14 protein-coding genes are annotated in these 13,727 nt (G+C 32.1%); 3 read left to right on the top strand and 11 right to left on the bottom strand.

Features of this window, described 5'->3' with window-relative positions; genetic code table 11:
• Position 1: 1 nt before the first annotated feature.
• Entirely contained in the window at positions 2–856 is an 855-nt protein-coding gene (locus Q0829_RS06155) for a hypothetical protein (protein WP_298541129.1), read from the bottom strand.
• A 4-nt stretch (positions 857–860) separates the two neighbouring features.
• Positions 861–2,729: a phage baseplate assembly protein V gene (locus tag Q0829_RS06150; protein ID WP_298541127.1), complete on the bottom strand. Its 1,869-nt coding sequence runs from the start codon at positions 2,727–2,729 to the stop codon at positions 861–863.
• A gap of 353 nt (positions 2,730–3,082) precedes the next feature.
• On the opposite strand from Q0829_RS06150, the gene Q0829_RS06145 reads away from it, so the two are divergent.
• The 3 genes from Q0829_RS06145 to Q0829_RS06135 all read left to right on the top strand — a co-directional run bounded on the left by Q0829_RS06145 (position 3,083) and on the right by Q0829_RS06135 (position 5,181).
• Positions 3,083–3,499: a hypothetical protein gene (locus Q0829_RS06145; protein ID WP_298541126.1), complete on the top strand. Its 417-nt coding sequence runs from the start codon at positions 3,083–3,085 to the stop codon at positions 3,497–3,499.
• Between the two features lie 112 nt (positions 3,500–3,611).
• On the top strand, positions 3,612–4,658 hold the full coding sequence (locus Q0829_RS06140; protein WP_298541123.1) for a DUF6340 family protein: 1,047 nt from the start codon (positions 3,612–3,614) through the stop codon (positions 4,656–4,658).
• A 202-nt stretch (positions 4,659–4,860) separates the two neighbouring features.
• Positions 4,861–5,181 carry a hypothetical protein gene (locus Q0829_RS06135; RefSeq protein WP_298541120.1) on the top strand — a complete coding sequence of 107 codons (321 nt, stop codon included), beginning with the start codon at positions 4,861–4,863 and terminating at the stop codon, positions 5,179–5,181.
• Positions 5,182–5,285: 104 nt separating this feature from the next.
• Here the strand turns inward: Q0829_RS06135 and Q0829_RS06130 are convergent, their stop codons facing one another.
• The 9 genes from Q0829_RS06130 to Q0829_RS06090 all read right to left on the bottom strand — a co-directional run bounded on the left by Q0829_RS06130 (position 5,286) and on the right by Q0829_RS06090 (position 13,604).
• The gene (locus Q0829_RS06130) at positions 5,286–5,519 is read right to left on the bottom strand and encodes a DUF6095 family protein (RefSeq protein ID WP_298541117.1); all 234 of its coding nucleotides are present in this window, start codon (positions 5,517–5,519) and stop codon (positions 5,286–5,288) included.
• Positions 5,509–6,321 carry an N-acetylmuramic acid 6-phosphate etherase gene (gene murQ, locus Q0829_RS06125; protein WP_298541114.1) on the bottom strand — a complete coding sequence of 271 codons (813 nt, stop codon included), beginning with the start codon at positions 6,319–6,321 and terminating at the stop codon, positions 5,509–5,511. The genes Q0829_RS06130 and murQ overlap by 11 nt, the downstream gene beginning before the upstream one ends.
• 25 nt (positions 6,322–6,346) lie before the next feature.
• The gene (locus Q0829_RS06120; RefSeq protein WP_298541112.1) at positions 6,347–7,168 is read right to left on the bottom strand and encodes a DUF4249 family protein; all 822 of its coding nucleotides are present in this window, start codon (positions 7,166–7,168) and stop codon (positions 6,347–6,349) included.
• 4 nt (positions 7,169–7,172) lie between these two features.
• Complete coding sequence (locus Q0829_RS06115) at positions 7,173–9,530, bottom strand: TonB-dependent receptor (RefSeq protein ID WP_298541218.1); 2,358 nt, start codon at positions 9,528–9,530, stop codon at positions 7,173–7,175.
• A 510-nt stretch (positions 9,531–10,040) separates the two neighbouring features.
• Complete coding sequence (locus tag Q0829_RS06110; protein ID WP_298541110.1) at positions 10,041–10,682, bottom strand: hypothetical protein; 642 nt, start codon at positions 10,680–10,682, stop codon at positions 10,041–10,043.
• A 51-nt stretch (positions 10,683–10,733) separates the two neighbouring features.
• Positions 10,734–11,408: a hypothetical protein gene (locus tag Q0829_RS06105; protein ID WP_298541107.1), complete on the bottom strand. Its 675-nt coding sequence runs from the start codon at positions 11,406–11,408 to the stop codon at positions 10,734–10,736.
• A 40-nt stretch (positions 11,409–11,448) separates the two neighbouring features.
• Complete coding sequence (locus Q0829_RS06100) at positions 11,449–12,543, bottom strand: hypothetical protein (protein WP_298541105.1); 1,095 nt, start codon at positions 12,541–12,543, stop codon at positions 11,449–11,451.
• Positions 12,524–13,060 carry a hypothetical protein gene (locus tag Q0829_RS06095; RefSeq protein ID WP_298541102.1) on the bottom strand — a complete coding sequence of 179 codons (537 nt, stop codon included), beginning with the start codon at positions 13,058–13,060 and terminating at the stop codon, positions 12,524–12,526. Before Q0829_RS06095 ends, Q0829_RS06100 begins: the two co-directional genes overlap by 20 nt.
• 1 nt (position 13,061) lies before the next feature.
• A complete protein-coding gene (locus tag Q0829_RS06090; protein ID WP_298541099.1) occupies positions 13,062–13,604 on the bottom strand; it encodes an RNA polymerase sigma factor in 543 nt (180 codons plus the stop codon).
• Positions 13,605–13,727 lie beyond the last annotated feature (123 nt).

Here is a 13,727-nt window from a genome sequence, read left to right as displayed (position 1 = left end):
TTTATCTCTTTTTCTTAAGCTTGCTAATTTGTTTTAGCTGATATAGATCATTTACTTTTACGCCTAACATAGCGTTGGCTTTATCTATTTGATTTTTTTGATCAAGATCAAAGGTTTCTAGGTAGGAAGCTTCAAAGTTCAAAGCGTATTCGTGTACTCCATAAGATTTAGCAAACAATTTACTGGCAACTTCTTTGTTAAACCTAGCTTTATCGATCTTTCCTGAACGTATCAATTGTTTTCCTTTTGTATCTGCATGGATTCCTGTTATAGCAGTATCTATACGGAAGGGAAGTGTTGTAGTATCAAAAAAGTTATCAAAATCTTTTTGCTGTTCAATAGTGATTTTTTTCATAAGCTCCTGATTATAAATAGGAGGGAATAACACACTGTATATTTCTGACTTTTTAATTAGAGCAACGAAGGATTTATCATCATCTATTAGTGAATCAATTCCTGATAAGAAATTCTGAATTTCCGGAATTAAATAATTAAATTCTTTTTTGATTCGCTTTGCTTGATCGTACCAATCCTCTGCAATTTGACCTCTATTAAGAATTGTAATGATTTCTCCATGAGTATCTGTATATAGTACTATGTTTTTTTGGAGAAAAGCTAGCTCTTGCTCAAGTCCAAACATATCATCTATATTGCTCTGAGATCGGTTACTTATTTTTACATTGTATAAATAACCCAATTGATCTTTTTTTACGAACGTTTTTTCGACCGTTGCCGTGATTTTGTTTTTTGTAGTTTCTTCTGGTGAAATTACTTGTTGAACCACTCCAAAATCATATAAGATGGTATCTGTATTTTCCGAGAGCAAAAGACTTTTTTGTTGTATTGTTGCCAGCATAGGTTTAATTTATTTCCACTTTACCACCAAGAACTTTAACCTTAGCTCCATTAATTAGGTTTTTAGCTGCTCCGGTAATGTTTAATACTCCTGCCGTAATTATAGTCATAATGGCACCACTCTGTATATTGGTCATAATCATACCGGTTATAGATACTCGTTTCCCAAATATTGTGGCGCTTTTATCACCTTTAAAAGAAGCTTTAGAACCAGCTTTAGCTTTTAAATCACTGCCCGCGTTTATGCTAAGATTAGTTCCCGCACTGGAACTTATATCTTTTGTCGCCGTGGATGTAATATTATTCCCCGCGTTCACGGTTAGATCATTACTTGCTTCTATTGCAATATCGGTAGAGGAGAAGGTGATTTTATTAGGTGCGTTGATTGTGATTTCTCCATTACCGCCCATCACAATAGTATTACCGCTAGGATCTGCTATAGTTACACTGCCATCTGCATCATTAAGTGTTACTTGATTTCCACTTCGGGTTTTTATCGCTTTTAAATGATTGTTACCACTTTTAAAACTTTCTGGTACAGAAGAAGCATTGGTTACACTACCTTTTACAATAGGTGTTTCTGCATTGCCACCTTCGTGATCAACAATAACTTCGTCTCCCTTTTCCGGTACAAAATACATTCCTTGTCCAGGTCCTCCGGCGAGACTGGCCTGTCGGATCCAGGGCGAAGTTTCTCCTGTTTCTTTTTGCCAGGCATATTGTATTTTTACACGCCCCATGCCTTCAGGATCTACATTATCTACAACCACTGCGGTTTGTGATTTACCTTTTGGATATGCTTTAATAGAAGTTTTAGGATAGGCATCAGTTTCTGCAGTAACAGCTTCAAAAGTGTTTTCATATCTGCCATTTTCAGTACAACTGTGTTTTATTTTGGTAATTCTATAACCACCATATGAAGAGGTTTCTCCGTCTATTAAGATAGTACTACCAACTGTAATACTAGGATTGCTACTTTTTCCTGTTACTTTTACTTGATTAACTTCATTAGCTTGTTTTTGATGTAATATCTGATCATCAATTCTGGATTTCATTTGTGGATCATCATGAGCACTCACAAAAACCTGTGTTTCTTTCCGAAATAGTTTATCGCTTTTTTGACTAACAGTGGATATAAATCCTTTTGTATTAGAATTTAATTCTTTTGTTTTTACTTCATGAAAAGCATCTGTTAAATAATCATTTGTGAAATACTTAAAGTTATTTGGAATAGCCTCTAGTTTCATTGATAATTCAAGAAGATCGTATCCATAGTGTAATTTTACGGGGTCTTTGCCTTCAGGTTTTCCAAAAACTAATTTAGTTCCATTATAATAAAACCATTCACCATATTGGGCTGCTAATCTACTCGCATATTGAAAAGCACTCTCTTCTTGTTGTACGCTGTAATGAATTGGAGTTGCTTTTTTTGGAGAGATATTGCATTGCAAAATACCTTTGTCGTAACCTGAGAATGTTTTTTCTAAAATTTCTGATATTCCTATATCCTGATGAGAAGTATAATGAGGTCCGTCATCTGCAATAATGCTACAGCTTTTACCTAAAATGTGAACTAGGTCACCAGTTTTTTGATAGAACCCTTTAACTGTATTTACAGTAGTTACAATACCTTTAAATTCTAATATTTCATCATCAGCAAAACCATTGACTGATTGAATTTTCAAAAGAAAAACTGCTCCTAGAAAATTAGCACTTTCTCCTGTAATACTGTCCGTGATGGTGTCTAGTACATCTTTTCTACAGGTTAACTCAAAACTATGATGCGCATCAATTTCCTGATGTAATGATAGATTTTGGAATGCTGGAATTCTTTCGCCGTCTATAAATATTTGTACTTGTGTATCTGTTGCCATAGTATTTTTGTGTTGCCATAGAGAATACTCTATTTGTTCTCTTAAATTAATACTAAGTGTTATTATAAAATAGAGGATGAGGACGAATGGTAGTTATCCAAGGATGTTTGTAGTAGATTTTGTGGTCTTAAATAAATAGAAAACTTAAATAACTAATATGTAATAAGATAAGTTACCTGTTTCATAGTAAGTTGTTCAGCTATAATCTAAAAAACATAGAGGAATTGCATTACTCCTTTCAGATTAGCTGTTGGTCAACAAAATTCACTCGAATGTCCTCAGGTAGACTTTATTTGATGATAAGACTTTTAAGTTTATAACCGATTTAACAATTCATTTTAAAATTAAAAGCAATGAAAACTCAGAACATTTTTTTTAGAAACGTAAATAAAGTAGTATTAGTTTTATCTATCTTATTTATGGCATCTTGTGGTAGTGATGATGATGGAACCGAAGTTGGTTTTGTAGAACTTCCTGCAACACTTTTAACATCTTATACTGGTGTTTTAGGATATAATCCAGTAGATGGATCAGGAATCACTGAAAATACTAGCGGAACAGCAACGTTATCAAGATCCGGAAATACGTACACAGTTAGTTTTAGTGATGGAGTTCCTTCTTTAACAGGAATCACTTTTATAACTGGTTCTAACGGAACTTTTAGTTCAGCTTCTACAGGTTCATCTTCAGACGGCATTGTTGTAGGAGAAGATGATTTAAGAGTAGGAGTTCAGATGAGTGGAAATACTTGGTCATTTGCAACTAATTAGATTGGTTTATTTGAATATCTCTAGGGGAGAGTGGTTTTGGGGAAAACCGCTCTTTCTGTTTTTGTTAGGTGGTAATATTATATTAATTTAACACCCTATAATTCGTAAAAATATGAAACATATACTCACAGTTAAAACAATTACTTTCACATTATTGTGTACAATAATAATAGGATGTGGTAGTAAAAAATCATTAAAAACAGAGGTGATTAAACCTCCAATAGTTACACTGGATTCAGCAGTGAAAAAAATTGGAATCCTTAATAGGAGTATACCATCTGACGAGAATAGTGGATTAGATCAGGTAGATAAAATATTATCTATAGAGGGAGAGAAACTGGATAAAGAAGGTGCTGAGCAAGCGATTGTTGCTTTAAAAACAGCACTATTACAAAATCCAAGATTTACTGAAGTTGTAATATTACCTATAAAACTGGACCAAAACCCCGGTGGAGGCGTTTTTCCTTCGTCTTTAGGTTGGGATCAAATAGAGAGTTTATGTAAAAAGAATAATGTAGATGCTATCTTTACATTAGCGGTATATGATACCGATGCTAAAGCAAACTACACGGTTGAAAATACAAAGATAGAGGGACCATTAGGGATAGAAATTCCTGCAATCGAACATATCGTAAATATAGATACAAGAATCAAGACCGGATGGAGGATTTATGATCCAATTCGTAAAAAGGTATGTGATCAACTCTCCGTTAATGAGAAAACAAGATCAAAGGGTAGAGGTATTAATCCAATAAAAGCAATTGAAGCAGCAACAAACAGAAAACAATCAGTCTTACAGATTAGTCAAAAAATTGGAAGCGATTATGCTTTGAGGTTACTGCCTTATAAAGATAAAGTATATCGAGATTATTATGTAAAAGCCACACCTAATTTTGAAATTGCAAAACGAAAAGTAGAAACCGGACAGTGGGACGGGGCTGCAGAATTATGGGAGAAAGAAACATCCAATCCAGATCCTGAAATTGCTGGACAAGCATGCTTTAATATGGCTTTTTACAATGAAATTAAAGGGGATTACACAAAAGCTATAGAGTGGGCAACAAAAGCATATACCGATTATGAAAATAAAAATGCTTTGAAATATATCGATGAACTAAAAGAACGGATAGAAAATCAGAGAATAGTTAATGAAAATTAAATAAGTAGTGCGAAACAAATCTGAATAATCTTAAAATCAGTGTGTTATGTTTTTGTTAATATGATTGGTATCGATTTTAGAAAAAGATGTCAGATCTGAACTATAATATCTTAATTAATAAAAGTTAACAGCTGGGCAATATTTTGTTATTATAGCGTTAAGTTTAAGAACAATTTAACAATTTATTAAAATTTTAAAAGCAATGAAAATCCAAAACAATTTTTTGAAGAACTTAGGAAAAGCAACGTTAGTAGCATCTGTTTTATTCATGACCTCTTGTGGTAGTGATGACGCACAGGATCTTATAGATGACGTGGCTTGCGAAAATCAGACTTTGGCTTCTAAACTGGCTGTTGAAACAGCAATCACAGCATATGATGCTGCTCCGAGTCAAACTACATGTGTATCACTTAGAGAATTAATTGAAGCATACAGAGATTTTGATTGTATTTCTGACAGTGCATTTTCTGCAGAGTACGACGCCTTACCAACTGATTGTGCAGATGCAGGATCGGGGAACTAATACGGATAGTTCTTTTATTAAATAATATCTTAGGAAAGAGTGGTTTTGGAATAAGATCACTCTTTTTTCTGTTTTTGATAAGTAGTATTACATTAAAACAGAATCTATTTCTTTCCAAACATAGAATCCATGATTGTTTTTATTCCTCTAAAAGCCATGAAAATAGCAAAAGCTGCTCCAATCAATCCTAAAATTAAAATAGGAATATAGTACGGATGATCTTGATTCTTAAATGCTGAATGTATAATAACTGGACTAATAAACATAAATATAAGTGCAATCGCCATGCGTTGTACTCCTTTACCCAGTAATTCTTTATCAGTTCTTTTAGGTTCCATAATTGTTTATTGCGTTACGAACACTGCCATATTTTTCTAATAATTCTGAAGCGATTGAACGATCAATTTTTAACTCTTCCATGATCATTCGAGTACCACGATCAACCAACTTGTTATTGCTAAGCTGCATATCGACCATTTTATTACCTTTTACTCTTCCTAATTGGATCATAGTACTGGTTGATATCATATTCAAGACTAATTTTTGGGCAGTACCGGCTTTCATTCTAGAGCTTCCAGTTACAAATTCTGGACCTACTGTAACCACAATAGGATATTGCGCAGTATCGGCTAATGGACTTCCTGCATTACAGGTGATACAACCAGTAATTATGTTAGATTCATTGCACTTTTTTAGAGCTCCAATAACATAAGGCGTTGTTCCAGAAGCTGCAATACCGATAACAACATCCTTTTCCGAAATTTGATAATCTTCGAGATCTTTCCAGCCTTGTTCCGTGTTATCTTCAGCAAACTCTACAGCTTTCCTTATAGCAGGATCACCACCAGCAATTAATCCGATTACCAGATCATAAGAAACTCCAAAAGTGGGAGGGCATTCACTAGCATCTACTACACCTAACCGACCACTGGTTCCGGCACCCATATAAAAAAGTCTTCCGCCATTTTTTAATTTTTCAACAATTTGAAACACTAATGCTTCGATTTGCGGAATAGATTTTTCTACGGCTTCTGGAACAGTTTTATCTTCCTTATTGATGTTAGATAATAATTCGGAAATGTTCATCTTTTCCAGATGATCATAGTTTGAAGCTTGTTCTGTTGTCTTGGTAAACGTCATGCTTCAAAAATACTGATTTTCCTGATCACTCTTCAATAGTAAATTGAAAACGATTTGCTTCAGATAAATTAAAGTATCCTAAAGCAAAATTATCAGGATTCGTGGTATTAATAATATTTCCTCGTATTTGTACAGGTGGTGTCTGAAAAGGATTTCCTCCTTCTTGTTCGCTTTGTTCTATTAAGATGTTAGAATAATTATAATATCGTTCGTCTATCCCGAGAATTTTGATAGTTACTTCTTCGCCTCCTACCATATCTTCATAAAAATAAGAGAAATTAAAAGCTTCTCCCTGGTAGAATCGATCTTCACTAGGAAGATATAAATTGAAATCAAAATCGAATAAATAAAAATCATCTCGACTACCATCATCCGTAAAGAACACTATAATTTCGGTTTCATCTCCATCAAACAATGTTCCGTCTCCTTGCTCTATATTATCTATAGTAGCGGTTGGTATCAACTGAGTTGTTGCTTTATATGTTTCCTCTTCGTATATAACAGTTAATTCATAATCTGTATCAAATTCCGGAATAATATTAATGTTTTCTGGAATAAAAAGTCCAGGTTCGGTTAATGATTCTACAAAATTAATGATAGAATTGTCGGATAGATTGGTTATAAATACGGTTGCATCACTTACTGTAGGGACATTATCATCAAAAAAAGGAGCTGATAATGTAAGTCGTACTCCACCTATTGCATCAATAGGGGTTTCGTCTAAATAAATTTCAAAAGAAGCGTCTATTACTAATCTAGGTTCTCCGTTAGGAACATCCACATCAATAACATCTTCACAACTCGTAAAAAGAGTAAGTCCGATTAGTGTATATAGTAATTTTTTCATCTTTCTAAAATTTAAAATTATAGGTTACTGCAGGTACTATTCCAAATATGGAAGTTCTCACAGCTTCATTGACTCTAGTTTCTGTATTTTGGCTAAAGTTTATAGAAGCAGCATTTCTGCGGTTATAGAGATTGTAAATACTAAAAACCCATTCTCCCTGCCATTTTCTGTTTTTGTTTTTTCTTGGTGTTAATGTAGCCGAAACATCCATACGGTGATATGAAGGTAAGCGCTGATCATTTCTTAAACCATCATATACAGGTACCACTAATCCCTGATATACAAATTGTCCAGTTGGATAGTTAGTAGGTTGACCAGTTTGAAAAAGGAAATTAGCATTAAATTTCCATTTTTTATTCAATTCATAACTTCCGTTAAAAGAAATATCATGAGTCTTATCAAAAGGTGTATTATACCATTGTCCATCGTTAATACCAATTTCTGTTGGTGTTCTTCCGGGTGTTCTTTGTTCGGATTTGGATAATGTATATGCTAACCATCCCTTAAATTTACCTTGATTCTTCCTGATTAATAATTCTAAACCATAAGCTCGAGCTTCTCCATTAAGAATTTCTTGTTCGATAGCATCGTTTGCAATAAGTTCTGCACCGTCGATATAGTCAATCCTGTTTTCGATATCTTTATAGAACACTTCTGTTTCTAGGGAGTACGCATCATCTTTAATACTTTTAAAGAAACCTAATGCATATTGATTTAATAATTGAGGTTTTACATACTTCCCGCTTGGCGTCCATACATCTAGTGGAGTAGGAGAACTGGTATTGGATAATAGGTGTAGGTATTGAGCCATTCTATTATAACTTGCTTTTATAGAAGTATTATCATTAAAAGCATAAGCCAATGCTACTCTTGGCTCTAGATTTGTGAAATTTTCTATTTGATCACTTCTACTAATTCTCTCTGTTCCGATTGGATCTGCGGCTTCATAAATCTGTAGTTCTTCATTAAATAATAGGGGATTGTCATTTTCGTAGATATTCAATTCGTCTTGTCCTAATCTGGTGAAGTTACTGAGCCTTACTCCATATTGTAAAGATAACTTATTCGAAATTTTATGCTCGGCGTCTATATATACTCCTAATTCATTTGCATATTTATCAATAAGTTTATCTCTTATAATTCCGGAGTCTTGACTATTTGGTTTGATCTCACCTGGATTAAAACGATAGTAAATATCGTTTATACCATAATTAAGCTGAAAATTATCACTTAGGTAATGTTTTAAGTCATATTTTACATTAAAGTTTCTAATACCGGAGTCCCATTCGAAACCAACAAAATCAAGTTCTAAGCCATAAAAATAATCTGAATATATTAAGGATAAATTAGAAAATAGTTTGTCAGAGAATAGATGATTCCATCTTAGATTTAAGACTGTATTACCATAAGTATTTCTAAAACTTTCGCTAATGGAGAATACATCTCGTCCAAAATACCCAGAAAGGAAGATGTTGTTGTTCTCATTAATTTTATAGTTCAATTTTGCGTTGAGGTCATAAAAGTAGGCAACATTGTCATTGCCATCATCAACTAAAGGTAGAAAAAGATGTGCGTATGATGCTCGACCTCCAACCAGAAATGCTCCTTTATTTTTTACAATAGGTCCTTCTGCTAATAACCTACTGGATACGAGACCAAGCCCTCCATTAAGGTGATATTCTTTACTATTTCCTTCTTTTTGATAAATATCGAGTACAGAGGACACACGACCTCCATATTTTGCAGGAATGCCTCCTTTATAGAGTTTGATATCTTTTATGGCGTCTGGATTAAAAACTGAAAAGAATCCAAAAAGGTGCGAGGAATTAAATATTGTTGCTTCGTCCAATAGAATTAGATTTTGATCTGCGGCACCGCCACGAACGTTAAATCCTGAAGCACCTTCGCCACCACTTGTTACACCTGGTAGTAGTATGATAGATTTAATGACATCCGCTTCACCAAGAACCACTGGAATTTGTTTAATAGTTCCAGACGTTAGTTTGTTAAGACTCATTTGCGGATTCTTAATGTTTACTTTTTCTACATTTTCTGTAATCACTACTTCATCTAACATTTCTGAAGCTTCTGATAATTGAAAATTCAATTTTTTATCCTCATTAAGAGTAATTTGTTGAATAATATCTTTAAATCCTAAGTAACTAACTTGTAGCTTGTAAGTTCCTTCAGGTAAGGTAATGGAGTAAAATCCATATTCATTGGTTACAACTCCTTTACCAATTTCAGGAAAGAGTACATTAACGCCGATTAAGGTTTCATTACTGGATTGCTCAGTTATAGTGCCATTAATAGTAAATTTTTCTTGGCTAATAGAGGAATAATGTACTAGTGTGCATAGCATTACTAGCAGTGTATTAATAGAGATATTTTTTTTCAAAAGATATGTTTTTCAGATAGGTATACTAAGGAGACTATAAAGTACAAAATTTGTTACAGCAATTTTATGCTATAAATCTACAGACAATATAGGTATACAAATGTTATTTAATTATTAAAATAAATACTTTGAAAACCAAAGGGCATTCCTGCTTTTAATTAAGGTTTCCAGCAAAAACTAATGGGATACCATTCTTGGGAGTATAAAGAATTACTATTTGTGGATTTAACACTTGATTTGCGTTTAAGATATACTTGGCTGTTCTCTGAAAATACATAGTTAGTATCAATTTTTTTGGTTTTTACAATAACTTTAGTTTTCATTTGGGGCTTTGGTAACATTTCTTTTTTATACAAATTCATAGTATCAATTTTTATGCCTAATTATATATAACTTGTTTTTTAGATATTTTTAAATACTTTTTTTATCTGTAGTTAATTGATAGTGGGTGTTTAATAGATCTTTTTTTAGAAATTATTTTTTTGGGGCTTTTTTCTTATATCTGTTTTTATTTAGATTAAAAACTCCCATTTTAACACCTAAACCAATTGAAAATCCATTAATGTTATCTAGAATATTTGGAATCGGATCGATTGGTGATGAAATTCTATATTTTATACCAGCTTCAAATTGTACATATCGCGATAGGTTATACAAGATATTTACCCCTGGTTCTGCGATTAATGTGATATCAGTATTTTTTAATTGTGGACCAGAAACTTGTATGTGGCCGATACCAATTAAAAATGGAAAAGAGAAATTGAATTTAGATGTGCTAAGCAGTATATTTTCTGAATGAAGGCCACCATAAATAACTAATAAATCAAAATCTCCTCCAAAAGAACGATCTACAGATCTTAAATCAGAATATAGTGCCTTTGTAGTTATTCCTATCTCCATTTTTTTGTTAACAACATATGCTAACTTAATTCCCATAGAGGTAGTTTCATTTTTTTTAATTTGACCATAGCCAAAGTCCAAGCCAAGATATACTCCGTGTACAATGTTTTTTCTATCATTAAACTCTATATAATCTTGATTTTTAGTTTCTTGAGAATATGTTTGAGGAGTGATAAGGATAATTAAAATTATTAAAACACTTTCTTTAAATTTCATAAATTCTATTTATTTGAGGTTTAATTAACCTAAGCTTTACTTTAACTTTTTCTATTCTCTTTTCGGAGCTTTTTTCTTATATCTGTTTTTACCAAGATTAAAAACTCCAACTTTTACTCCTATTCCTGCAGAAAATCCATTGATTCGATCTATACCACTAGGATGGATATTAAATTTACTCGAGAATCTATATTTTACCCCGGCTTCCAATTGTAGAAACCTGGATACATTAAATAGAAGGTTTATTCCAGGTTCAGCAACAAACACTGCATCCCAGTCATAATCATTCTCGTTAAATTCATCGTTATCATCGAACTGCCCATCTATATAGCCAACCCCTCCAAATCCAATTAGTAAAGGAAATGATAGATTTACTCTTGATTTACTGAATAATATGGGTTCTAAGTGCATTCCTGCGTATCCTCCAATTAAATCTTCATCATTAGAAATAGATATTCCTGGTAGATTTTGTTGAGAATAAAAAGCCTTCATGCCAAAACCAACTTCGAATTGTCTGTTGGCGACATATGCTAATTTAAGGCCTATTAATGCTGTGTCTTCTCCTTCAATTTCTCCATAACTAGCACTAAAACCAAGATAGACTCCGTGCACAATATTTTTACGGTCATTAAATTCTATATAATCTTCATCTGTTGATTCTTGAGAATTGATATGATATGTACTAATCAATAGAAAAGTAATTAGTAAGTTGATTGATTTTTTCATGAGTATTGATTTGATTATTGAATTGATAAATGGTTATGTTTTATTCTTCTTTTAATATGATTACTCCTTTTTTGCCGGTAATATTAAAAGTACCTTTATTGGAATCGATTCCGTAATTAGCTTTTATTTCTCTTAATCTTTTCTTACTATCTATTACGTTGTTTTTAATATTTTTGAATGTTTTAGGAATTCTTAATAGTCCTTGTTCTAAGGAAGCACTAAAATCGAAATTAAGACCTGAGACATTAATATCTAGCTCAGAAGATTTTTGGTCAATATTAATGTTTGTGTCGGGTTTAATAATTTTATTTACTTTAAAATCTGCTACATCCATTATGAGATCTACGTCGTTTTTTAAGTTTTCAAGTACTATATTTGAAAACTTGAGTTCTCCTTTTATCCTTTCAATATTTTCTATAGTAATTTTATCTTTACTAGAGAAAATTTCAAGATTGATAACTTGGTCAATAGCAACTGTAGATCCACTACTTATAATTCTGAGATCTTTAGAAGTTTTATGATCAAATTCGCTGTTTTTTAATTTTATCTTTCCATATGTGATAGACTTGGTTTGTAGCTTTCCAAATTTCATTTCGATATTAGCATTAATAATATCGTTATTAATCCACATATCACCATGTTGTAAATTTGTTTTTAACTTTCCATTCCAATCATTAATAATGATATCTCCAAATTTGTTTGTTACCTGAATCTCTGCATTAGTGGGTAGGCTGATTTGGTAGTCTATTTGGATGCTTCCTTTGTCAAAATCAAAAGGGTTTACACGATTGAATACCTTGGAGAAAAAGCTGTCACTTTTCTCTTCAATGTTAGAAAATATGATAATTGATTGACCTACAGTTGTTATAGATGGTTTTATTCTTGCTAAAAGATCTTCGGCTTCATCTTTATCTTTTTTGTTAACTACAATATCTATAGCAACCTCTATCTTATTTTGGCTCCATCCGTTGATAATAATGTTACCATATTTATTTTCTAGTTGTAGTTCTCCTGCATTGGTAAAATCATAAACCTTTTCAATTGATTTAGATAGTTCTTCTTGTGCATTAATATTATACCCAATGTTTAATATCAATACTAGGAGAAATATTTTTTTATAAAATGTATCCTTCATTATCATCGGATTTTTTTGAATCTTTAATTTGTTCTAAAAGATTTTCTATTAATTCAATTCTTTTTTTGTAATTCTGTATTATGGCTTCCAGAATGTATTCATTATTAAGGTTAGCAGCCATTTCTTCTTTTAATAAAAGATGTTCTTTGTCTAGCTCATCCATAAAAGAGAGGAACTCTTCTTTATCCTCTTCAGAAAGTTTAGCATTGTTTTTTACTAATTCTACCTGAAATGAAACCAAGTTTTTGTAGTAAGTGTCAATATCGTTTAATTCTTGATTGGCAAAATCATTTGACTCATTTGCAGCTGTAAAAATAGTAGTCAAAGAAAATACTCCAATCAAAATAACTACAGCTGCGGCTATTTTGATCATCGGAGATCGCCAAAATGTAACAGTTTCTTCTTTAAAATCTGCATTAAGTTCTACATCAATATGCGACCAAAGCTTTGTCCTATCTGGTTTATGCTCATCAAAAAGAAGTTTGTTTTCTTTGATATATTTTTCAAAATCATCCATCTTATTCTAGTGTATTTATAATCTGAATTAGTTTTTTCTTAGCTCTATGATATTGTGATTTGGATGTAGAACTAGAAATTTCTAGTATTTCCGAAATTTCAATATGATCATATCCTTCAATTAAGTATAGATTAATAATCTGTTTGTATCCATCTGGTAATTGTGCTATACCTTTTTTGATTTTAGTTACATCCATTGTTTTAATAGGCTCGTTCATCTCTTCGCCTATATAATATTCATGTTGCTCTAGTGGTATGACAGGTACTTTTTTTAGTTTCAAATGATTAATACTCTTGTTAATTACTATTCTTTTTAACCAGGAACCGAAAGTACTTTCATATCTAAAAGCGGTTAAGTTTTTAAAAGCATCAACAAAACTATCCTGAATAATATCTTCTGCATCTTCTTTGATACCTAATATCCTCATGCTTACATTATACATAGCATCTATGTAGAGTTCATATAGTTTATATTGCGAATTCCGGTCACCAGATTTGCTTTTCTCTATAAGATCCTTATGTGTATAAAGAATGTTAGTTTTCAATTATTTATGATTGATTGTAAGTTTCTTTAAAGTTACTTTTCTTTTCTAGTTATTACTATTGACAAAACAAAAAGTAAAAGGTTGCATCATGTTTGTTTTTTTATGGAGAAAAATAAAAAAAGC

The organism is uncultured Aquimarina sp. (assembly GCF_947492405.1).
Lineage (GTDB): Bacteria > Bacteroidota > Bacteroidia > Flavobacteriales > Flavobacteriaceae > Aquimarina.
The sequence above is the reverse complement of the archived record's forward strand: the minus strand, read 5'-3'. Positions and strand labels throughout refer to the sequence as shown.